This window comes from Polynucleobacter sp. MWH-Aus1W21, from assembly GCF_018687275.1.
Classification (GTDB): Bacteria; Pseudomonadota; Gammaproteobacteria; order Burkholderiales; family Burkholderiaceae; genus Polynucleobacter.
Map to the genome: position 1 here is coordinate 1,514,804 of NZ_CP061287.1, position 21,743 is coordinate 1,536,546.

The following is a 21,743-nucleotide window of genomic DNA, read 5'->3' on the forward strand; positions in this document are numbered from 1 at the left end:
TAAATCCTTAAACCATGACTAATTTTCTGGACCCCGCCATACTGTTTTTTATCTTTGGGGTTTTTGCCGGCTCCGTAAAGTCCAACCTAGAAATTCCTCCGCAAATCTCTAGGTTTCTTTCGCTCTATTTATTAATGGCGCTTGGTCTGAAAGGTGGCTTTGCGCTTCACAAGTCCGGCTTTACTACTGAGATTGCTTTTTCTTTGGGGTTGGCGATATTTCTTGCTGTCATTATTCCCATCATTGGCTACTTGATTCTAAGAAGAAAGTTAAGTGCATTTGATGCCGCTGCAATTGCAGCCACTTACGGTTCGGTCAGCGCTGTTACCTTCATTACTGCCACACAATATTTAGATCAATTTGGCATTGCTTATGGTGGTCATATGGCGGCAGCGATGGCGCTGATGGAATCCCCCGCTATTATTCTGGCAATTGTCTTGGCCAATAAAGCCCGGGCAGCCATGTCAACAGGCTCGAGCGTAAAAAACGAGCATACCGGTATCTCCAAAATACTTCATGAGTCTTTTACCGATGGAGCGCAATTACTGTTACTGGGATCAATGGTAGTGGCCCTGGTGAGCGGAGACTCAGGTCAAAAGTTAATGGCGCCCTTTTCGATCGACCTCTTTAAAGGCATGCTAGCTTTCTTCTTGCTAGACATGGGACTTATGGCCGCCAGAAACTTTAAGGGCTTAAGGGGTAAACCGCCCATTACCTTGCTCTACGCGATTGGTTCACCGCTGTCACATGCACTCTTAGCATTAGTGCTTTGTAAACTCATTGGACTCCCTTTAGGAAACACCATTCTCCTCATGGTATTGGCCTCAAGCGCATCGTATATTGCAGTACCAGCAGTTTTACGTCACGCCTTACCCGAAGTGAACCCCGCCTTATATATGGGTATGTCTTTAGGAATCACTTTTCCGTTCAACATTATTTTGGGCATTCCGCTTTACACCCTGATTGCCACAGCATTGCTGTAGAAATACTTTATAGGTAAATAAGAAACCTATGGGTATCTTTTCCAAACGATCAGCCAGCTTATTAACCAAGCACGGCAAAGAAAAGGTGATCGGCGAAGTACTCAATACCGAAGTAGATTGCTTTGTAGAGCATACGGACACCTACGATACTGATTTACTGGGCACATTTACACAGGAAACGCCTCGATACGGCTCACAATTAGATGCAGCCCGCAAAAAAGCTGCTATCGGAATGGAATTACTCAAGCTTGACTTGGGCTTGGCCAATGAAGGTGCGTTTATGAATGACCCTTACACCGGCGCTATCCCCTGGAATAATGAATTGCTTGTGCTGATAGACCAAAAACACCAACTTGAACTAACTGGATTTGCTAGTGGTCCAGCCCAAAATGAGAGTAGCTACGCAACACATTGGGAAGAGCTCAAAAAATTTGCTGATTCCGCACTCTTTCCATCGCACCACTTAGTCATCAAACCCACTGATGAATATCACCCGCAATCGAGAAAAGGGATTCAAGATTTAGCAGAGCTAAAAGATGCTTTTGATTGGGCAAAAAGCCTGTCCTCAAAAGGTATCGTCTACGTTGAAAATGATTTACGTGCCTTTGCTAATCCAACCCGGATGGAAAATATTCGCAAGGCTGCAATAGATCTGGCAAATAAGATGAACTCAGTCTGCCCCCAGTGCAACACTCCTGGGTTTTGGATCACAGATGTAAAGCGTGGCCTGCCATGCAAGGCCTGCGGTCTAGCAACTGATGAGGAAATTGCCAAAATCTGGAGCTGCATTAAATGCGAACACAAGCAAACCGAAGGTATGAAAGTATTTAAGTTTGCAGAACCTTCAAAATGCAGGCACTGCAATCCTTAATCTCGCCAGACTGGGTGCTTGTGCATTACTGAGTGAAATAATTCAGACTCAAGAAGTTGTGCAAGCCATTTCTTGACTGCGGGAATTGGCAAATCATCAAACTTCTTTAGATCAACCATCGAAAACTGTCTAATGAATGGAAAGATAGCAATATCTACCCAAGTCATTTTTTCTCCAAGCAAGTATTGAGAATTTTGCAATGATTTTTCCATAGGCAACAACATGATTTGCAATATCTCATTGAGAACTGCTTCAGTATCTAGCTCTGGAAAACGGTTGGGATACTTATATTGATCTAACAGGACTTTAAAGGGTCCATCATTTTTTTCAATCCATGCTTGAGCAATAGCATCATCAGCACTTCTCCACCCATCAGGATCAGATTGCGAGATTGCCCAACGCATGATGTCCAAGCTTTCATCCAAAACTACGTCGCCTATACAAAGCACTGGAACAGTACCCTTAGGGGAAGCTAGCAGCATTGATTGCGGCTTGTTGCGCAACTCAATTTCTCGATGTTCAACATCAATACCGGCATATCTCAAAGCCATGCGCGCCCGCATTGCATAAGGACATCTACGATAGGAGTACAAAATCATTGAATTACGCTCGTCTAAACCGAATCTGGTGACTTTAAATCATCTCAAATGTCTGAGAGTAGATTTTCTGGAAATTGAAGCATGCGACCCAGGATTGAGTAGAATATTTTCTATTCAATCAAAAGGATGCGCTAATGTTGGCACCAAAAAAACGGGGAATTCCCTCTCAATTACTAGCAGGGTTACTAGTTACCGCGCTCAGCTTGCCTGCAGTAGTTCCAGTTGCTTACGCCCAAGGCAACAGTCAAACACAGGCAAACAAGCAATCTCAAGCCCAATTAGAGGCGCTCGTTGCTCCAATTGCTTTATATCCAGATCCTTTGGTCTCACAAATTCTGATGGCATCAACTTACCCTTTAGAGGTCTCTGAGGCCACCAATTGGTTACGTGCCAATAGCAATCTAAAAGGTAATGCTCTGAATACGGCATTACAACAACAGAACTGGGATGCGAGCGTGAAGTCTTTGGTTTCGTTCCCTCCGGTTTTAGAAATGATGGGCTCACAATTATCTTGGACCCAAAATTTAGGCAACGCTGTATTAGCTCAGCAATCCGACACCATGAGTGCGATTCAAGCTTTGCGTGCCAAAGCAAAGAAGACTGGAGCATTGCAATCCAATTCTCAGCAAACCGTAACCTCCCAAGGAAGCGGCTCTTCCGAAACGATTGTGATTCAACCAGCCAACCCACAAGTGGTGTACGTACCTTCATATAACCCAACAGTGGTTTATGGTGCCTGGCCTTATCCAGCTTATCCACCAGTTGCCTACTATCCACCTGGTTACGTTGCTGGCACCGCCCTCCTTTCCTTTGGAGTTGGCATGGCGGTGGGCGCAGCCTTATGGGGTGGATGTCATTGGGGTGGCGGCTACGGAGGCGGCTCGCTCACTGTGAATAACAATAATTTTAATAACTTCAACCGCAATACCAATAGCAATTGGTCCGGTAACAAGAATGGCACAAGCGATTGGAAGCCAGATCAGCAACGCCGCAATGCGAACGTTGGCGGTGGTAGCGCTAACCGTGATGCGGAACGCGATCAGTTACGGCAGAACCTTCAAAAGAATGGCATCAGCAGCGACGATCGCGGCAACCTAGGTAATCGCGATGGCGATCGCAACCTAGGACAAAACGATCGCTCTGGAGATCGCAATCTAGGTGACCGCAATTCCGGTGCTCGCGATAACAGCCCTAGTAATTTTAGAAATGATTCCAGCGGCTTTGGTGACGCACGTGGCGCCAAATTTAATAGCGGTGGTGATCGCTTTGGTGGTGGCGGTGCCCGCGCAGGCGGAGAACATTTTGGCGGTGGCGGCTTTAGAGGCAGACGCTAATCAGTCGCTCATAACAAACTTCATTTAAGACTAATACGAAAGAATCATCATGAAAAAGCAGATTTTATTAATGGCATTGACTAGCGCAGTTTTAGGATTCGCAACCGGTGCTCAAGCCGCCAATATGATTAGCACTCAAGAGCTATTGCAAGATTGCAAAGGCACCAATGGCACCTTTATAACTTGCGAAATCTATGGTCAAGCCGTATATGACACTTACTTAGTTACACGCAACCCTAAGTCAGCACCTGAATTTATTTGCGTAAAGCAGCCCGCACCAACTCGCAAGGAAGTGATTCAGGAATATGTCAAATGGGCCGAAGCGAATACCAAGTACGCCATTGAACCTGCAGCAGATACTATTTTACGATTCTTAGCGGGTAAATTCCCATGCGGAAAATAATCTGAAGATTGCATTCGCAAAACAATAAAGGCCACTTTCGAGTGGCCTTATTTTTGATGTGAGCAGCAAATAATTATTACCCACTGCTTTATGAAGTCTTTTTTGCCCTACAAGCATCTGAGTAATACTTCACTGACTCCCAGTTTTTTGCCCAGGATTTTCTCCAAGTCATTTCTTTTTTACAAACCGCGCAAATCTTCGATGGCAGAGAGCTTTTATTACCCTTAAACGATGTCTTTGTCATGATTTTCAAAGATCATCCAAGTGATTTAGTATTTTCTGTGCATGCAGCGTAATTTCTTTTTGATCTTCGTCACTAATGCGCTTCAGATTAGCCGTCATGAGTCTCGTTCTTGGGCTGGCCTCAAATTGGTCTCGATGCTTGATTAAGAAATTCCAGTACAAAGTTGTGATGGGACATGCATCTTCTCCGTAACGAACCTCAGGCTTATATTTACAAGACCCACAATAGTTACTCATCCGCTTGATATAAGCACCGCTGGCTATATAAGGCTTGCTTGTAAATCTACCGCCATTGGCAAATAGAGCCATACCTGCCGTATTGGGAAGTTCAACCCATTCAATCGCATCTACATAGATAGCCAAATACCACTCACATACTTCCTGCGGCAGAATTTCTGCTAAAAGAGCAAAGTTACCTGTCACCATTAAGCGCTGAATGTGATGGGCATAGCCATATTGCAGTGTTTGGCCTATGGCGTCTTTCATACAAGCCATTTGTGTCTGACCATTCCAGTACCATTTTGGCAATGGGCGTTGATGCTGGTAGTAATTATCCTGCGCCATCTTTGGCATATCTAGGTAATACATGCCACGCACAAACTCGCGCCACCCTAAAATCTGCCGAATGAAGCCTTCAATAGTTGAAAGATCTAAAGAATATTTTCTCCAAGCCACTAACACTGCATTCACCACTTCGCGCGGATTAAGCAACTTCAGGTTGAGTGCACTCGATAAAATGGAGTGCCATCCAAAGGGCGTATCAGTCCACATCGCATCCTGATAAACACCAAAGTTTCTTAAGCGATACTCAACAAAATACTCCAAAGCTTGAACTGCCTGCTCCCTGGTAACGGGCCAATTAAATGCATCCAAAGATCCGGGATGGTCTGGGTAAGTCTTTTGGACCCAATCCAGCACTTCTTGTGTAATTGCGTCTGCTTCAAACGATGCTGGAGCATCGATGATGCCTGGGCCCTTTTTAGGGTAGGGTTTACGGTTATCTTGATCAAAGTTCCACTGCCCACCCTCGGGATTACCTTCACGGTCTACCAATATATTGTGCCGCTTACGCATCAATCGATAGAAATATTCCAGTCTGAACTCTTTTTTATTTGCCGCCCACTCTACAAACTCTTGGCGGGAACAATAAAAATGCTCATCCTCCCGCATTTCTAATTTAAATCCAAGTTCTTTGGCTAACGCCTCGAGCGCCTGCTTGAGTCGCCATTCGCCTGGTTCAATACAAACCAAACGCTTTACTTTATTTTTTAGAATCTGCTCTCTCAGAACCTCAACAATAGACAGTGGCGAACTTTTTATATAAGTCAGCGGATAACCCTGCTTTTCGAGTTCAACTGCAAAGTGACGCATTGCAGATAGAAATAAGGCGATTTTGGCTTTATGCGTCCAAACATACTGTGCCTCATTGGCTGACTCAATCATGATGATTTGATCCGCCTTGGGATTAATATCTCGCAAGGCAGAGCTCTGCAAATCAAGCTGATCACCCAAAATCAGAATGAGGCGCTCAGGATGCTTCATTTATTCTTATATTGAGTTGGGCAGTAAGCCCGAGTGACATCTTCACTACGAAAAGCACCATGTTTAGTTGCTCGTCCGGTAACTCGTTTACGCCAGAGCTCAAATGAGCCGCGCTTAAGCTCCTTACGCATGATGGCGATCACCTGGGGCTCACCCAGACCAAAGCTTTTCTCAATGGCATCAAATGGCGTGCGATCCTCCCAAGCCATTTCTATAAGGCGAGATAAGTCGGGTTCGGAGAGGGTTATGGGTTTTGGCACCCAGCAAGTTTAAGACTTATTTACTAAACTAGCTTGAGCCCATGAGATTGTTCCGCAATACAGCCAACCCCCTCACATGATTGGAAAAATTCGTCAAAAACTGATTGCTCAGGAGGTGCCAGCCTTACATAAGCCAGCTGAAATCATTTGTCCTATCTGTGATCGCCCCATTCCGGCCTCGCAAAGGGATGCTCATCACCTCATTCCAAAATCGAAGGGCGGAAAAACTACGGAGTATCTACATCGCATTTGCCACAAACAAATACATGCCTTGTTTACCGAAACCGAGCTCGCCCAGCAATACCATCATGCTCAGATTTTGCGAAATCACCCCGAAATGAAAAAGTTTATCCAGTGGGTTTCGAATAAGCCGAATTCCTTTTATGAAAAGACTCGTAAAAGTAGTCGCCTAAAATCTAGCAAATAAATATTGCACCCCTTCTGTGCAAGCTATTACCTTGCAGTAGATAGTTAGCCCCTATTTTGGTGCAATTAATTTAGAAACTGTGCAATTCAAAAAATCGTTCTAACTCCCATTACTTAATATGAGTCATGCGCATCAAAATAACAAAGAGCTTAGTATTGCCAGCTCAAATGCTCGATACTGAAAGTATTCCTGAAGCACTATTTCCGGAAGGGGATTATCTTGCCAACCTCACACCAGAAGGAAAAATTGAGGTTATTAATACCAGGAAAATTAAGGCACTCTTTTCGTTCTCGCAATTTAGAGACAGAATATCCCTAGGAGAATTTATTGTGGTGGAAGCTTAAAAAGAATCTTAGTGAGCCAAATCCAAGCTCTCTACTACAGCAGTCAGAGCGGCTACTGATGCAAATGCCTTTGCACTCACTCCTTTTAAATCCATATCCTCCCAATTAAATTCCAGGGAGAAGTGGGCAGACTCCACAATCAACTCGTAACTGGCAGAAGGCTTCGCTCCAGCCTCTTTTGGCTCCTCACTGACTGGTACCCTCAAAGATTCTATAGCAGCAATTAAAGTACTGACCTCATTGCCGGACAACTCCCTTGTTCGAAGTACATCGTCTGTTCGTTTAATCGAAATCTTAGAGACCTCATCAATCGTTACTTCATATTGATTTAGACCAAGATCCATCCATACAGTAAGCTCTAACGCTATAGGATATGTTTTCATTAATCCACCTCATCAATGTGTGGTTCATCAAAATGTTTTTGGGTAGGCTTGAGGCTTGCCTCTAGTTGGGTCCATCTACCTTGATGTATTAGATAGGCACAATCTTTAGCATGATTCTCGAGCAAGCCGAAAATAACCGTAGTGGGGATCTTGCAATGCAGGCACCGATAGGCATGCTGATGCTCTGCAATTTTTTCCTGTGGGTAATCGATATAAAACGGTCTCATCACAACCCTCTCTGTCTAGAGCAAGCCATGAAACTGATCTTACACCTGCATGTATCAAATTACGACTACATTTGAGGGGATTTACCTAGCCCTCTAATTCACCTTCCCATTTAGATATGACGGCTGTAGCCAAACCATTGCCCAAAACATTGGTTGCAGAACGTGCCATATCTAAGAAATGATCAACCCCAAGGATCAATAACACCCCAGCTTCAGGCAAGTTAAATTGCGATAAGGTTGCCGCAATGACCACCAAAGAGGCGCGAGGCACACCCGCAATACCTTTAGATGTAATCATTAATACAAGCAGCATTAAGAGCTGTTGACTTAACTCCATTTCAATACCGTAGACCTGTGCAATAAAGACTGCAGCAAAAGTGCAATACATCATTGAGCCGTCTAAGTTAAACGAATAACCCACGGGCAAGACAAATGAGGCAATTTTGTTTTTACAACCAAAGCGCTCTACCCTCTCTAAGGTCATGGGATAAGCAGCTTCGGAGCTCGCCGTCGTAAACGCCAATAATGCTGGCTCACGCAACATCTTTACTAAGTGCAAAGTGCGTTTTTTAAGAACGAGAGAACTGATGAGAATAATCACTATCCAGAGCGTAAAGATGGATGCATAAAAGCTCAACATGAACTTGCCGTAGGTCATTAATATGCCTACGCCATTCTCAGCAATGACCGATGAGACAGCTGAGAATACCGCTACAGGAGCAAGTTTCATTACTGCGGTTGTAATCTTGAGCATGATATGCGAGAGCATATCGAGGTTACGAATGAATTCATCTGCTCTCGAACCCATACCGGCAGCGCCCACACCAAAGAAGACGGCAAACACAACAATTTGCAAGATCTCATTTTTTGCCATTGCATCAAAGATGCTGACAGGGAAAATATGTCGCACAAACTCAGGAAGATTGAGGCTGGTCTTATTTAATCCAGTATTAGCAGCAATCTCCGGCAGAGTTAAATCCACCCCAACGCCTGGTTGCAAAATATTCACCATTACCAGGCCGAGTAATAGAGATACCAAAGACATAGAGATAAACCATGCAAAGGTTTTTAAACCTACTCGACCGATTGTTGAGGCATCACCCATCTTGGCAATACCAACAACCAGTGTTGCAAATACCAATGGCGCAATGATCATTTTGATCAGGCGCAAGAATACGTCCGTCAAGATGGAGATATAGGTTACATACTGATCGGGGAAGGATGTTCCTGCGCCATACAGATTTACCAAGTAGCCTGCCAGCACACCTAAGACCATTGCCCCTAATATGAAATTGGTTAGCTTTTTAGAATTCATGAATGGCCTATATAAATGGGATGTATAGGCAGATTCTACTTAGTTCCGCGCCCATCCTAGTGAAAGTGCCGATAGGTTTTATCTAGGCTTTAGTTAGACTGGGGCATTCACCTACTAGAGTAAATAGAGGCAATATGATTTGGTTGGGCCTAGCAGTAGCCATTTTTTTGGGAGCCTTGTTTGCAAGTCCACCCCGCTCATTTTTAAAGCCACCCCTATGTTGGTTGGCTCCTGCCACCATTCTCTTCTTAGTGGTCGCCTGGAATATTTCCCCAAGCCTCCCGGGCCAACCTGCTGGAAAGTTTTATGGCTTGATCTTCCACTTTTACGGCGCTTCACTGCTAACAGCAATGTTTGGTCCAGCCATCGCCCTTGCCATTTTATTTCCAGTGGCGTTTCTGGGAATCTATGCAATCCAAGGAAACTATGAAGTAGCTTCACAGCATTATTTAATGGTGTGCGTACTACCAACACTATTTGCTTACCTGTCTATACAAATTATTCAACGATTGATACCAAAGCATTTATTTGTTCTGATTCTTGGTAATGGTTATGTAGCAGCCTTTATGAGCGTCATCCTGTCGGGAGCCTTCTTACTTATCATCAAGTTGGTAATGGGTGAGACCAATCAGCTAGATCTTGAAGGCTGGTTCTTAGGCCTGATTATTATTGCGTTTATGGAAGGCTCTTTATCCGGAATGCTTTTAGCCATACTTCTTATTTTCAGACCGCACTGGGTGTCAACCTACAACGAAGAAGCCTATATGAGTCGATAATGATCGATTCAAATTCATTAAGAGAAAATTAATATGCTCCCTTGCATTGAACTAGAAACTAGCCCAAACCCAACAGCCGCTGTTATCTGGCTCCATGGGCTTGGGGCAGATGGCAATGACTTTGTACCAATCATTCCTGAACTTAAGCTGGCTGGTTGCCCCGGAATTCGCTTTGTATTTCCTAGTGCGCCTAGCATGCCCGTCACTGTGAATGGCGGCTATGTAATGCCTGCCTGGTATGACATCATCGGCCGAAACCTCATGGATCAAGAAGATGCGGCTGGTATTCAAAAATCGGCAGCAGCAATAGTTGAGCTTATTGAAAAAGAAGCTGGTCGCGGAATTGCGTACGACAAAATCGTTCTAGCAGGATTTTCACAAGGCTGCGCAATGGCATTGCATATTGGCCTGCGTTTTCCACACAAGTTGGCAGGCATTATTGCGTTATCGGGATACCTGCCTCTAGCAATGAGTGCCAATATAGAAAAACATTCCGCCAATTCCAATACCCCCATCTTTATGGCTCACGGAACTTATGATCCAGTAGTTACTCTGGATCGGGCGCAAGCATCATATGCCCTGCTTGAATCCATGGGTTATCAAGTGGATTGGAATGAATATCCAATGGAGCACTCAGTGAATCATGAAGAGCTTATGGATATCTCACGCTTTTTACAGAGTGTACTGATAGCTTGATAAGCCCATCAGCGCTCAACTCATTAATGTAAGAATCGAAATAAAAAAGGGGCTCATTAGGAGCCCCTTTTGTTCGATAGCACTCTGGTTAAAGTTTCTTATTAAAACTGTATTGTGAAAATGCTTGCTCGGCAACATTAAACCACTGGGCCTCCATATTCCTAAAGGCACGATAGTCCTCAAAAATCTTTTTAAATTGTGGATTCTTAGCAGATTCTTCCGCATAGGTTTCTTGGCTGGCCTTAAAGCAAGCATCCAAGATCGTAGTGTTGAACTTACGTAGTACCGCACCATTTTGTAAAAGGCGCTGTAATGCTGGTGGGTTGAGCGCGTCATACTTGGCGCACATATCTGCATGCGCTTCAAAACAGGCTGCTTCCCATGCCGCCTGGTAAGAAGGTGGTAATGAATCCCACTGCTTCTTATTAACCAAGAAAGATAATCCTGCGGCACCCTCCCAAAACGCTGGGTAGTAATAATTTTTAGCTACTTTAGCTAGACCTAACTTCTCATCGTCGTATGGACCCACAAATTCAGCGGCATCAATCGTGCCTTTTTCTAAGGCCGAATAGATCTCACCAGCAGGCAACTGCTGTGGAACGACGCCTAGTTTTGCGAGTACTTGGCCTGCAAATCCTGCGATGCGGAATTTCAGACCCTTTAAATCCTCTGGGGATTTAATCTCTTTACGAAACCATCCACCCATTTGCGTACCCGTTTGTCCACCTAGGAAATTGACAATGTTGTAGCTCGCATAGAGCTCGCGCATTAACTTCATGCCATTACCATGGAGCATCCAAGCAGCTTGCTGTCTAGCTGTCATGCCAAATGGAGCAGCAGTGTCAAAGATGAAAGCGCTGTTTTTACCTAAGTAGTAATAGCTCGCAGTATGTCCGCACTCCACAGTTCCATTTTGAACCGCATCCAATACTTGCAAGGCTGGAACTACTTCACCCGCTGCAAATACTTTGACATTGAATTTTCCATCAGTTGCCTTACGTAATGCACTTGCAAAGACTTCAGGCGTACCAAACAAGGTATCTAATGATTTGGGAAAGCTGGACACCAGGCGCCAATTCAAAGTTGGTAAGTTTTGCGCAAGTGCCGGTGTAGCTAGTGCTGCAGCACCAGCGCCAATAGTGGCTTTCTTTAAAAATGAACGTCTTTGCATTACTGCCTCCCCCTTAAAAAATCATGAGTTTGTGTATAGATTTTATTTAGTAATCGTCTTCTGCTCTTTAATTATTTTCCACCAACTGTCATTGAGCCCAGCAAAATTGATCCCGTTTCCTTAGTCCCGCGGATCAAGGTATCGCTTCCTATCAGCTGAATATCCATCAACATATCGCGCAAATTACCAGCAATGGTGACTTCTTCAACAGGATATTGAATCTCGCCATTCTCAACCCAATAACCAAATGCACCACGCGAATAATCGCCCGTCACGTAGTTAACGCCTTGACCCATTAATTCTGTAACCAATAGGCCCGTGCCCATTTCTTTTAATAAGGCAGGTAAACCACCCTTAGGCGTTTTTTTACTTTGCAAGGTGAGATGGTGAGAGCCACCTGCATTGCCGGTAGTCTTCATGCCTAATTTACGCGCTGAATAGGTTGATAAAAAATAGCCTTCTAGCATTCCTTTGTCTACCACTGTGCGAGCAGATGTTTTTACACCCTCTTCATCAAATGGCGCACTGCCAGTCATTGACTTTAAGTGTGGGTCTTCAAACAAACTGACGTGTTTTGGTAAAACCTGCTTCCCCAGGCTGTCGAGCAAAAAACTAGAGCGGCGATATAAAGCACCCCCTGAAACTGCTTGCACTAAGCCACCCAATAAGCCTGCAGCCAAAGGGGCCTCAAAGATTACGGGGCAGCGTCGAGTAGTCAATGATCTTGCCTTGAGACGAGACAAAGCTCGCTGAGCAGCATATAACCCAATCGCAGCAGGATCAGCCAACTCCTCAGGAATGCGTGAACTGGAATACCAATCATCGCGCTGCATATGCGCTTTCTTACCACCTGAACTTGCAATCGGAGCGCAAGAAATATAGTGACGAGAAAATGGATAACCACCCATAAAGCCGAGAGATGTCCCCATCATAAAATGCGCATGATGTGCCGATACAGATGCGCCATCACTATTTTGAATTTGTTTACTCACGGCAAATGCTGCACCTTCGGCACTACGCGCGATTTCTACTGCGGCAGCTGCATCAATATTCCACTGATGAAACAAATCTAAATCCAGTGGATGCTTTTCTAACAACTCAGCCTCTGCTGGACCAGCACACACATCTTCTGCCGTATGTTGAGCAATATGAAACGCAGCGTCTACCGTTGCTTTTAGAGACTCTTTAGAAAAGTCGCTAGTACTAGCATTGCCACGATGGTGGCCCAAAAATAATGTAACGCCTACTTGCTTGTCTAGGCTTTGCTCAATGGTCTCAACTTCACCCTTGCGAACGGTGACGGATAGGCCTTGCCCCTCCGAAACCTCAGCTACGGCGTCTGAGGCGCCCCTTCTTTTGGCCTCTTTGAGCATGAAATCGATGATTTCTTGAAACTGATTTGATGTGTATGTAAACATACCCTAATAATAGCTAGAATAGAAACATGAAGCATACCGAAGCCCTAAAACGAAATAGCCCAAATGAGGTCAGAATTGGCCTCATTTCCATCTCGGATCGCGCCAGTAAAGGCGTTTATCAAGACGAAGGCATCCCAGCACTGCAGGCTTGGCTCATGAAGGCCATCAGCAATCCCTGCGCCTTTCATGAACGCTTAATTGCCGATGAATCTGAAATCATTACCGAAACTATCGTTGAGCTGGTGGATGAGCTGGGCTGCGATCTGGTCCTCACTACGGGCGGCACAGGCCCCTCAAGAAGAGATGTCACCCCTGAGGCTACCCGCGATGCCGGAACCCGTGAAATGCCGGGTTTTGGCGAACAAATGCGTCAAATTAGCTTGAACTTTGTACCCACCGCGATTCTGTCCAGACAAACCGCCGTCCTGAGAGAGGTCGATGGCCATGCTGCACTAATCATCAACCTTCCAGGACAACCCAAAGCCATTGCGGAAACCCTTGAAGGCCTCAAAGATGAAAATGGAAAATCAATTGTTCCCGGCATCTTTGCTGCCGTACCCTACTGCATCGATTTAATTGGTGGTCCATATATCGAAACTGATGAAGCGGTAATTAAGGTCTTCAGACCCAAGAGCGCGATTAAAAAGTAATCTGAAAAAAGTCATCTGTTAGCAAATAAAAAAGGTCCGCAATGCGGACCTTTTTCTTATGGGGCGCTTATTCAATCACTACGGCAAGGGTACGATAAATTTTTCACGGTAGTACTTAAGCTCTTCAATAGACTCCTCGATATCAGCCAAGGCTGTGTGTGCCTGGTTCTTGGTAAAGCCTTTGACTAACTCGGGGTGCCAACGTTTGCATAGCTCTTTTAATGTAGATACATCAATATTTCGGTAATGAAAGTAAGCCTCTAACTTTGGCATGTACTTAGCCATAAAACGCCTGTCTTGACCAATCGTATTCCCGCACATCGGCGCAATACCTGCCTTAATATATTTTTTCAAAAACTCAATACATTCAGCCTCGACAGTAGCTTCGTCCAAAGTGGATGCCTTCACTTTATCGATCAAGCCTGAACGCCCATGAGTGCCCTTATTCCAGGCATCCATTGCATCCAAAACTGCATCTTCTTGATGTACCACCCAAACAGGTGCCGTGGCAATAGTATTCAGATGGGCATCCGTAACGATGATGGCAATCTCCAAAATCCGCTCGGTTTCGGGGTTTAAACCCGACATCTCCATATCCACCCAAATAAGGTGTTCATTAGCTGGTGCCGCTTTAGCAACCTGTGTTGCTGTTGTGTTAGTTTGCTCGCTCATATCTATAATGATCTCATGACATTCACAATTGTTTTTCTAATCGCCTTTATTGCTAGTTTTGGCTTACGCCACTGGCTGTCCCAACGTCAAATCCGCTATGTGGCAAAGCATCGCGATGCTGTTCCTGCAGAATTCGCTGAAAAAGTGACTTTAGCTGAGCATCAGAAAGCAGCCGACTACACTATCGCCAAATTACGCCTTGGCATTATAGAAAATGGCGTCAGTGCCATCATTTTAATTTGCTTCACCTTATTGGGTGGCTTGCAGATCCTCAACATGGCACTGCTGCAACTTCTGGGTGAAGGTATTCCCCAGCAAATGGCGCTGCTTGTTTCTATTGTGCTCATTTCTGGAGTGCTCGATATTCCATTTTCCTGGTACAAGCAGTTCCATCTAGAAGAGCGCTTTGGCTTTAATCGAATGACCAAAAAACTATTCTTCTCAGACATGTTTAAAGGCATCTCGGTAGGGAGTGCGATTGGCGTGCCACTACTCTGGGTCATTTTGTCCTTGATGGAAAAAGCAGGAGATTTTTGGTGGTTATGGGCATGGACAGTATTAACTGTATTTAGCTTGCTGATGCAGTGGGTTTTCCCAACTTTTATCGCCCCACTCTTTAATAAATTCCAAGCTCTGGATGAGGGTCCACTAAAGACGCAGATTGAGGCGCTTCTCAAACGCTGCGACTTTGCCAGCCAAGGGCTCTTTGTGATGGATGGCAGTAAGCGTAGCGCTCATGGCAATGCATTTTTTGCTGGCATGGGCAAAGCCAAACGCATTGTATTTTTCGATACCTTAATTGAAAAACTCAATCCAGGCGAAGTAGAAGCAGTACTTGCACACGAGCTTGGCCATTACAAATGCAACCATATTCGTAAGCGACTCTTGGTTTCCTTTGCTTTGAGCTTTGCCATGTTTGCCCTCTTAGGTTGGATCAGCACCAAAGCTTGGTTCTACACAGATTTAGGCGTTATGCCTAACCTCAATGGCTATAACGGTGGACTTGCATTAGCGCTATTTATGTTGGTCTCGCCTGTATTTAGCTTCTTCTTTACACCACTATCTAGCTTGGCATCACGTAAACATGAGTATGAGGCTGACGGCTTTGCCGCTGAAAAATCTTCCGCAAAAGATTTGGTTACTGCCCTAGTGAAGTTGTACCAAGACAATGCGTCAACTCTCACGCCAGATCCAATCTATACAGCTTTTTATAGCTCGCATCCCCCTGCGCCATTACGCATCGCTAACTTACAGCGGTTTAGCTCATAAGGATGGAACAGTTTCATGCGCTACTCATTGCCTCCTACGGAAGGCATTATTTAGCGCAGCGTTTAACTGCAGATGCTAATTGCTGCGAGTCACCCAGCGGTCCACTGATTCAAGTAAGCACACCCGCCAAGCAACATATCGGCGCAGTTGGTGATCGCATGTTGTTGGAGATGACTTCAGCCGATCAGGCCCGCATCATTCAAATAGAGCCTCGAGAAAACCTACTCTATCGCTCAGATGCCTTTAAGAGCAAGTTGATTGCATCGAACGTTGATCAAATTCTAGTAGTACTCGCAACGCAGCCAGCCTTCTCGCCAGATCTATTGGGTAGAGCAGTCGTAGCCGCAGAAGCCAATCGGATTGGTCTACACATCTTGCTAAATAAGTGCGATCTGAAAGATAACTTAGAGCATGCTCGCAAAATCATTGCGCCCTACGCGCGCATGGGTTATCAGGTGAGCGAAGTTTCCGCCAAATTTGATCCAGCCTCGATTGATTCCTTGCGCACAGCTTTACAAGGCAAAGTATCTGTGTTTGTTGGTCAATCAGGCATGGGCAAATCTAGCTTACTCAATGCCTGGATACCCAACGCCGCAGCACTGACCCAAGAATATTCTGTACGCTTAGATACTGGTAAACACACCACTACTGCATGCCGTTACTTTGAGCTGCCAGAAGCCTGGGGCAGAGATGAAACTGGCAAGTTAGGTGCACTGATTGATTCGCCAGGCTTTCAGGAGTTTGGTTTAGCTCACATGTCTGTAAGCGAACTACAGCACGCCTTCAGAGAATTTAAAGACTTACTAGGTAACTGTCGCTTTCATAATTGCGCGCATTTATCTGAGCCAGATTGCGCCGTGCGAGAAGCAGTAGACAGAAATGAAATAGCGCCAGAAAGACTGGCGCTATTTAGACAATTACACTCCGACTCAAAAACAGCGGATGTACAAATTCAGGGAATTAGCCAAGCCAAAGAGCGATGGTCAGCATTAGCAACAAAGCCATCCAAGCGATAACTAGGCGCCAAACCAATCCCACTGCAGAGCGCATGGTGCGCTCATTAGGCTCAAGACCTACCTCATATACCACTGGCTCGCCCGCTTCAGCCATACGCAAAGCTTCATCACTATCCGGCTCGCTCATTGGCTCACCTAAGCGAACACCTAGAGCGCCACTTCCTGCAGCCAAGATCACAGCCGATAAAGAATCAGACCATTTTTGTGTCAGGTAACGCCAACCATAAACAGCGCCTTCGAAGTTACCAACAATCGCAAAGCCCATGGCGGTAATGCGCGCAGGAACCCAATCGAGCACATAGAAAAAATGGCGTGCAGCCTCACTTAGGTTGAAGTCACCGCGCTCAGACCAACGTTGCGCAGCAATGTCTGCCAAGCGATAAAGCACAACACCCGCAGGACCCATTGGCATCATGAACCAGAACAGCACACCAAAGACATGATGATGTGATCCGATAATGGCACGCTCCAGCGCCAAAGAAATTACTTCTGTCTCAGTGAGATTAGAGACATCTAATTCAGGACCATACCACTCACCCAAGGCAGCACGAGCTCCAGGCAAGTCATGCGCTTCAATCGCTTCATGCACAGCAGTAAATGAATGGCTGAACTGACGAAAGCCAAAAAACAAATACGCGATGACGATGTTCCAAATAAATCCAAGGATGGGGTAAGTCACCATGCAAACGACATACACCATGAAGACTAGGAATGTTGGCAAGATGAAGGCAACCAAACAGGCCATACGCGCGCCTACTGGGCTTGCACCTTCTTCTGTCTTGCCACCGAATTCAGCGGCAACCCAATCCAACCAGCGGGCGCAAACACGCGCAATCCAATGGCTTGAAGTTACTGGGCGATATTGCTCAGCAATGAGGGCGAAGAGAATAGAAAAGAAAGTCATACTTTTAATAAATGATAAAGGTTACGCAACATACCCGCAGTGGCACCCCAAATAAAGCGGTTCTCATAAGGCATCGAATAAAAACGTCGTCCACCCTGCTCACTTTGCCACAGTCTAACCTGATGGTTAGCAGGATCAAGTAAAAAACTCAGGGGTACTTCAAATACATCCGCTACTTCAAACTCATCTAAGACATATTCTGCCTGAGCTTGAACCAACCCCACTACTGGCGTCACGCTATAGCCAGATACCGTTAAATACTGAGGCATGTGGCCAATAATCTCAACCCTCTTGGGATCCAGTCCAATTTCTTCCTGACTCTCACGTAAAGCAGTGTCATTTGGACCTTGATCCTCAGGATCCATGCGACCCCCTGGAAAACTAATTTGCCCTGCATGATCGCGCAAATGATTGGTTCTTTGCGTTAGCAGCACTGACAAACCCTCCTCTTTCAATACAAGAGGGATGAGTACAGCAGCTTTAGTAACTTTTCCGGCAGACTCACGTTTGGCAATAATATCCGCCGCAATCACATGACGGTTTTCATCTGTAATCTCTGGCTGCCACTCTGGTGGAGATTGCAGGCGCAGCTTTAAACCAGCTGGCTCAAGAAATTCTTTTGCCACCTTTTTTTCATGTGCGCATGTCTCATGAATCGGAACCGCTTGCGCATCAAATCCTGGAGGCGCAGCAACATTCATTGCGTAGTCTTCAGGGCTTGGCGTCTTGGGCATATTCATATTCTAAGGCAACAAAAAAGGCGACCTAGGCCGCCTTTTTTACTTCAAGCCGACATTTATTCTGCGGCTGGAGCTGCTGCTGCAGTCTTACGTGCAGGCAACTTCTCTTTAATACGTGCAGACTTACCTGAACGATCGCGCAAGTAGTACAACTTCGCACGACGTACATCACCGCGACGCTTCACTTCAATGCCAGCGATCAATGGTGAGTAAGTTTGGAATGTACGCTCTACACCTTCGCCAGATGAAATCTTACGAACGATAAAGCTGGAATTGAGTCCGCGATTGCGCTTAGCAATCACAACGCCTTCAAAGGCCTGGGCACGCTTACGTGTACCCTCAACTACGTTTACGCTAACAACTACTGTGTCGCCAGGAGCAAAGCTTGGCAATACTTTATTAGCACTTAAGCGAGCAATTTCTTCTTGCTCAATTTTTTCAATTAAATTCATTTTTAATCCTTAAACATCGTATTAGCGTTTAATCCCGAGATCTAAATCAGCGGACCTAATAGAGGATGCAGTTAAAACAATTTCACTAAACCAAAAACTAAACCACCTATTCACTACTGCACACTAAAAGTATTTACAGAGAGCGAAGAAATTGTTCATCTTCTCGGGTTAGCAACCCTTTGGCTCTAGCCAATTCAATTAAGTCCGGCCTTAACCTCAACGTCAGCTCTAAAGACTTCTGCCGACGCCAATCCGCTATTTTAGCGTGATGTCCGCCTAAAAGCACGTCTGGGACAGATAAATTTTCATATATTTCAGGGCGAGTGTAGTGTGGATAGTCCAAAAGGCCGTTCATAAAGCTATCCTGGGTGGCTGATTCGCCATCTCCAAGAGCCCCTGGGATCAGTCTAATTACCGCATCCATCATGGCCATAGCCGGGATTTCACCCCCAGAAAGCACAAAATCGCCAATAGAGAGCTGTAAATCAACGTTTCGATCAACAAAACGCTGGTCTACAGCCTCATATCGACCACAAATGAAGCTTAAATTGCCGTAATTGAGGATATCTGTAGCTATCTTCTGGGAAAAGCGTTCACCTTGGGGTGCCAATAAGCAGATTGGACCACTTTTGATCCCCACCGCCACGTGAGATGCCTTTATTCCAGCAACAGTATCTTCAAGGGGTTTAGCCATCATGACCATTCCGGGACCACCGCCATAGGCGCGATCATCTACTGTTTTACGAGGGTCAGAACAAAAATCTCGGGGGTTCCACAAATGGACGCTAGCCAAAGATTGTTCGCATGCCCGCCCAGTAATACCCCACTGCGTTAAAGCAGAGAACATTTCCGGAAATAAGGTCACAACATCAAAACGCATATCTATCTCGAATTATCTTTGAGCTTTATTGCCAGTCAGATTGCCAGTCAAGCGTAATCACCTTGTTTGGCAGGTCGACGTTTTGCACTACCTCTTTTACAAACGGCACCAAATATTTGATTATCTTTGTTTGTGCGTCACCAATTGCGATCACACCATGCGCTCCATTTTCAGTGACATCAATCACTTCGCCAAGAGTTTCATTTTGCAAATTGATGGCGTTACATCCAATGAGGTCCACCCAGTAATAGGAATTACTCTCGACCTTTGGAAAGGTATCGCGTGCAACTAATATTCTGGCACCTTTTAATGCAAGCGCTTGATCACGATCGCTAACACCCTCAAGTGCTATCACCACATTACCACTGTGCATCTTGGCACTCTTCACCTTGTATTGCGTCAATGAGGCTTGCTCTACAGACGCAGAAACGCCAGCATCCCTACGCGGGATCAGAGATAACCAAACAGATTTAGAAGAGAGAAGTGCCACAGGCTCTGAAGAGTGAGGCCTAACCTTCACTTGACCCTGCAGACCTTGTGCCTCAGATATGGCACCAAGTTCAATCAAATCATTTGGGGAAGGTGTGCTCATTTGTAAGACACCTTATTTTCCCAAAATAGAACTACTAGAAATTCTGTCGCTAAAAACTTCATCACATCGACGAAGCTTTTAGCAATCGAATATTAAACAGCTGGATTGTTTTTGATCAAACGCACTACTGTTGGAGAGATTTGCGCACCAACACCAGTCCAGTAAGTCAAACGATCTTGAGCAATACGCATTGCTTGCTCAGTTGCCGCTGCTTGTGGGTTGAAATAACCAATACGCTCGATAAAGTTCGAGTCACGACGGTTGCGCTTATCAGTAGCAACGATGCTGTAAAAAGGGCGCTTCTTAGAACCGCCGCGTGCCAGTCGAATGACGACCATACTTATTCCTTAAAATCTAAAATGAAAACAGGTTGATTACAACCCAATGAAATTTCTATAAAAAATCTTGGGCTCCAGCTCACCAAATAAAGATACGGTAGAGCGGAAAACCTCATATTCTAGACGAAAACCCCTACTTCTTCCACCTATTTAAGCAGGCTAGCCAGTAGAATAGAATGTAGCCAGATATAAAAAGTATATTAAAAACAATAACTTAGATAAATATGATCCTTAATTCAAGCATTTCAGCTGCGTTTAGAAGCCATATAAATCGGCCATTTCTAGCACTTTCTTGCTTAGGTCTCAGTCTTTTGCTTGGGTGCGCTAACGTTATCCCGCCTTGTGGCGCCAAAATCAGCCCACCGAGCAGCGAGCTTAAAAATACCAAATGGGAGCTCACCCGTTGGAATTTGCCCCCTAACAATAATGGCGAGGTTCGCGCCCGTCAGATCCCACAAGGTGATGCCAGCAATCCCATTCAAATCATTTTTGACGTCAATAGCCAACGCATTAGCGGTTCAACAGGATGCAATCGATTTACTGCAACGCTGGATGAAGACGCCCGTGGCTTTTCGTTCAAACAAATTGCCAGCACTAAGATGGCATGTAGCCCACAGCGCATGGAATTAGAGAATGATTTCCTCTATGAATTGAATGACTATCGCAGCATCGTACGTAACGGTGATCAATTGCTGATGATTGGGACGGATCGCGAAGTATTAAGCTTTACCCAAAAACCGAATAAATAGTTATCGGCATTAATACAGAAATACTTATGAAAAAATCCAAACTTTTATTTTGTGCACTCGGATTACTTCTTCCCGGAAGTGGCCTGAACTGCTTTTATCTGCAAGGACTTAAATCCTTTTGGGCATGGGTTCAGTTATTTGCATTAATAGGTGGTGCAACGGGCTGGGTTATTTTAAAAGGCGCCCATTTTCATTCTGCGCCAGGATGGGTGCTTGTGACTTTTGGATTTATTGCTATTGAAGCAAGTTGGTTAACGACGATTGCTTTCGGTCTGCGCCTAGATGAAAAGTGGGATGCTCAATTTAATCCTGGCATTGAAGAGTATCGTCGCAGTCGCTCTGGCTGGCCCGTGATCTTGACTGTGATTTTCTCTTTAGTATTGGGTGCTGGCGTGATGATGACTTTTTTAGCAGTCTCATTTGAGCAATTCTTTATCTCTCAAATCCATGAAGCAAAAAAGCTATCTCAGTAATTGCAGATAGCCTTTC

29 protein-coding genes are annotated in these 21,743 nt (G+C 45.1%); 13 read left to right on the plus strand and 16 right to left on the minus strand.

The window, feature by feature from the left end:
• The first annotated feature begins 14 nt into the window (after positions 1-14).
• Positions 15-983 (plus strand): sodium-dependent bicarbonate transport family permease, encoded by a 969-nt coding sequence (locus tag ICW03_RS07800; protein ID WP_215347049.1) that lies wholly within the window; start codon positions 15-17, stop codon positions 981-983.
• Between the two features lie 28 nt (positions 984-1,011).
• The gene (locus ICW03_RS07805) at positions 1,012-1,854 is read left to right on the plus strand and encodes a DUF6671 family protein (RefSeq protein ID WP_215347051.1); all 843 of its coding nucleotides are present in this window, start codon (positions 1,012-1,014) and stop codon (positions 1,852-1,854) included.
• Here the strand turns inward: ICW03_RS07805 and ICW03_RS07810 are convergent.
• Positions 1,851-2,453: a glutathione S-transferase gene (locus ICW03_RS07810; RefSeq protein ID WP_215347053.1), complete on the minus strand. Its 603-nt coding sequence runs from the start codon at positions 2,451-2,453 to the stop codon at positions 1,851-1,853. The two genes, ICW03_RS07805 and ICW03_RS07810, sit on opposite strands and share 4 nt — an antisense overlap.
• A 134-nt stretch (positions 2,454-2,587) precedes the next feature.
• Between ICW03_RS07810 and ICW03_RS07815 the strand changes: the two genes are divergently transcribed.
• Entirely contained in the window at positions 2,588-3,787 is a 1,200-nt protein-coding gene (locus ICW03_RS07815) for a DUF3300 domain-containing protein (protein WP_215347055.1), read from the plus strand.
• 49 nt (positions 3,788-3,836) lie between these two features.
• Complete coding sequence (locus ICW03_RS07820) at positions 3,837-4,190, plus strand: Rap1a/Tai family immunity protein (RefSeq protein WP_215347057.1); 354 nt, start codon at positions 3,837-3,839, stop codon at positions 4,188-4,190.
• An 88-nt stretch (positions 4,191-4,278) separates the two neighbouring features.
• Here the strand turns inward: ICW03_RS07820 and ICW03_RS07825 are convergent, their stop codons facing one another.
• The 3 genes from ICW03_RS07825 to ICW03_RS07835 are packed head-to-tail and all read right to left on the minus strand — an operon-like array spanning position 4,279 to position 6,235.
• Positions 4,279-4,434: a DUF2256 domain-containing protein gene (locus ICW03_RS07825; RefSeq protein ID WP_215350269.1), complete on the minus strand. Its 156-nt coding sequence runs from the start codon at positions 4,432-4,434 to the stop codon at positions 4,279-4,281.
• Positions 4,435-4,439: 5 nt separating this feature from the next.
• Complete coding sequence (locus tag ICW03_RS07830) at positions 4,440-5,975, minus strand: cryptochrome/photolyase family protein (protein WP_215347059.1); 1,536 nt, start codon at positions 5,973-5,975, stop codon at positions 4,440-4,442.
• A complete protein-coding gene (locus ICW03_RS07835; RefSeq protein WP_215347061.1) occupies positions 5,972-6,235 on the minus strand; it encodes a TIGR03643 family protein in 264 nt (87 codons plus the stop codon). Before ICW03_RS07835 ends, ICW03_RS07830 begins: the two co-directional genes overlap by 4 nt.
• A 76-nt stretch (positions 6,236-6,311) precedes the next feature.
• Between ICW03_RS07835 and ICW03_RS07840 the strand changes: the two genes are divergently transcribed.
• Together ICW03_RS07840 and ICW03_RS07845 are read left to right on the plus strand one after the other, a co-directional pair.
• On the plus strand, positions 6,312-6,662 hold the full coding sequence (locus ICW03_RS07840) for an HNH endonuclease (RefSeq protein ID WP_215347062.1): 351 nt from the start codon (positions 6,312-6,314) through the stop codon (positions 6,660-6,662).
• A 125-nt stretch (positions 6,663-6,787) separates the two neighbouring features.
• Positions 6,788-7,006: a hypothetical protein gene (locus ICW03_RS07845; RefSeq protein ID WP_215347064.1), complete on the plus strand. Its 219-nt coding sequence runs from the start codon at positions 6,788-6,790 to the stop codon at positions 7,004-7,006.
• Between the two features lie 8 nt (positions 7,007-7,014).
• Here ICW03_RS07845 and ICW03_RS07850 read toward each other — a convergent pair whose 3' ends face one another.
• From ICW03_RS07850 to ICW03_RS07860, 3 genes are all read right to left on the minus strand, one after another.
• The gene (locus tag ICW03_RS07850; protein ID WP_215347066.1) at positions 7,015-7,389 is read right to left on the minus strand and encodes a hypothetical protein; all 375 of its coding nucleotides are present in this window, start codon (positions 7,387-7,389) and stop codon (positions 7,015-7,017) included.
• Positions 7,389-7,616 carry a hypothetical protein gene (locus tag ICW03_RS07855; RefSeq protein WP_068324248.1) on the minus strand — a complete coding sequence of 76 codons (228 nt, stop codon included), beginning with the start codon at positions 7,614-7,616 and terminating at the stop codon, positions 7,389-7,391. The genes ICW03_RS07850 and ICW03_RS07855 overlap by 1 nt, the downstream gene beginning before the upstream one ends.
• An 85-nt stretch (positions 7,617-7,701) precedes the next feature.
• Entirely contained in the window at positions 7,702-8,931 is a 1,230-nt protein-coding gene (locus ICW03_RS07860; RefSeq protein ID WP_215347068.1) for a dicarboxylate/amino acid:cation symporter, read from the minus strand.
• Between the two features lie 134 nt (positions 8,932-9,065).
• Here ICW03_RS07860 and ICW03_RS07865 point away from each other — a divergent pair, with 134 nt between their 5' ends.
• Both ICW03_RS07865 and ICW03_RS07870 read left to right on the plus strand, forming a co-directional pair.
• Positions 9,066-9,707, plus strand: a complete 642-nt coding sequence (locus ICW03_RS07865; RefSeq protein ID WP_215347069.1) for a hypothetical protein — start codon at positions 9,066-9,068, stop codon at positions 9,705-9,707.
• A gap of 33 nt (positions 9,708-9,740) precedes the next feature.
• Positions 9,741-10,403 carry an alpha/beta hydrolase gene (locus ICW03_RS07870; protein ID WP_215347071.1) on the plus strand — a complete coding sequence of 221 codons (663 nt, stop codon included), beginning with the start codon at positions 9,741-9,743 and terminating at the stop codon, positions 10,401-10,403.
• A gap of 88 nt (positions 10,404-10,491) precedes the next feature.
• Here the strand turns inward: ICW03_RS07870 and ICW03_RS07875 are convergent, their stop codons facing one another.
• Both ICW03_RS07875 and pmbA read right to left on the minus strand, forming a co-directional pair.
• Positions 10,492-11,574, minus strand: coding sequence for a TRAP transporter substrate-binding protein (locus tag ICW03_RS07875; protein ID WP_215347073.1), 1,083 nt, complete (start codon positions 11,572-11,574; stop codon positions 10,492-10,494).
• Positions 11,575-11,645: 71 nt separating this feature from the next.
• Positions 11,646-12,992 carry a metalloprotease PmbA gene (gene pmbA, locus ICW03_RS07880; RefSeq protein ID WP_215347075.1) on the minus strand — a complete coding sequence of 449 codons (1,347 nt, stop codon included), beginning with the start codon at positions 12,990-12,992 and terminating at the stop codon, positions 11,646-11,648.
• A gap of 26 nt (positions 12,993-13,018) precedes the next feature.
• Here pmbA and mog point away from each other — a divergent pair, with 26 nt between their 5' ends.
• Positions 13,019-13,642, plus strand: a complete 624-nt coding sequence (gene mog, locus ICW03_RS07885) for a molybdopterin adenylyltransferase (protein WP_215347077.1) — start codon at positions 13,019-13,021, stop codon at positions 13,640-13,642.
• Between the two features lie 78 nt (positions 13,643-13,720).
• On the opposite strand, the gene orn is transcribed toward mog, so the two are convergent.
• The gene (gene orn / locus ICW03_RS07890) at positions 13,721-14,314 is read right to left on the minus strand and encodes an oligoribonuclease (protein ID WP_215347079.1); all 594 of its coding nucleotides are present in this window, start codon (positions 14,312-14,314) and stop codon (positions 13,721-13,723) included.
• Positions 14,315-14,329: 15 nt separating this feature from the next.
• Between orn and ICW03_RS07895 the strand changes: the two genes are divergently transcribed.
• On the plus strand, positions 14,330-15,583 hold the full coding sequence (locus tag ICW03_RS07895) for a M48 family metallopeptidase (RefSeq protein WP_215347081.1): 1,254 nt from the start codon (positions 14,330-14,332) through the stop codon (positions 15,581-15,583).
• Positions 15,584-15,585: 2 nt separating this feature from the next.
• Entirely contained in the window at positions 15,586-16,599 is a 1,014-nt protein-coding gene (rsgA, locus tag ICW03_RS07900) for a ribosome small subunit-dependent GTPase A (RefSeq protein WP_215347082.1), read from the plus strand.
• Here the strand turns inward: rsgA and ICW03_RS07905 are convergent.
• The 6 genes from ICW03_RS07905 to rpsP all read right to left on the minus strand — a co-directional run bounded on the left by ICW03_RS07905 (position 16,544) and on the right by rpsP (position 20,505).
• Positions 16,544-17,503, minus strand: a complete 960-nt coding sequence (locus ICW03_RS07905) for a CobD/CbiB family protein (protein WP_215347084.1) — start codon at positions 17,501-17,503, stop codon at positions 16,544-16,546. The genes rsgA and ICW03_RS07905 overlap by 56 nt on opposite strands.
• Positions 17,500-18,237, minus strand: a complete 738-nt coding sequence (locus tag ICW03_RS07910; protein WP_215347086.1) for a CoA pyrophosphatase — start codon at positions 18,235-18,237, stop codon at positions 17,500-17,502. The genes ICW03_RS07905 and ICW03_RS07910 overlap by 4 nt, the downstream gene beginning before the upstream one ends.
• Positions 18,238-18,299: 62 nt before the next feature.
• Positions 18,300-18,695: a 50S ribosomal protein L19 gene (rplS, locus tag ICW03_RS07915; protein ID WP_068324277.1), complete on the minus strand. Its 396-nt coding sequence runs from the start codon at positions 18,693-18,695 to the stop codon at positions 18,300-18,302.
• A gap of 133 nt (positions 18,696-18,828) precedes the next feature.
• Complete coding sequence (trmD, locus tag ICW03_RS07920; protein WP_215347088.1) at positions 18,829-19,575, minus strand: tRNA (guanosine(37)-N1)-methyltransferase TrmD; 747 nt, start codon at positions 19,573-19,575, stop codon at positions 18,829-18,831.
• 25 nt (positions 19,576-19,600) lie between these two features.
• Positions 19,601-20,167 (minus strand): ribosome maturation factor RimM, encoded by a 567-nt coding sequence (gene rimM / locus ICW03_RS07925; RefSeq protein WP_215347090.1) that lies wholly within the window; start codon positions 20,165-20,167, stop codon positions 19,601-19,603.
• Between the two features lie 92 nt (positions 20,168-20,259).
• Complete coding sequence (gene rpsP, locus ICW03_RS07930) at positions 20,260-20,505, minus strand: 30S ribosomal protein S16 (protein ID WP_011902362.1); 246 nt, start codon at positions 20,503-20,505, stop codon at positions 20,260-20,262.
• 224 nt (positions 20,506-20,729) lie between these two features.
• Between rpsP and ICW03_RS07935 the strand changes: the two genes are divergently transcribed.
• Positions 20,730-21,254 (plus strand): META domain-containing protein, encoded by a 525-nt coding sequence (locus ICW03_RS07935; protein WP_215347092.1) that lies wholly within the window; start codon positions 20,730-20,732, stop codon positions 21,252-21,254.
• Positions 21,255-21,280: 26 nt separating this feature from the next.
• Entirely contained in the window at positions 21,281-21,727 is a 447-nt protein-coding gene (locus ICW03_RS07940) for a hypothetical protein (RefSeq protein ID WP_215347094.1), read from the plus strand.
• Positions 21,728-21,743: the final 16 nt, after the last annotated feature.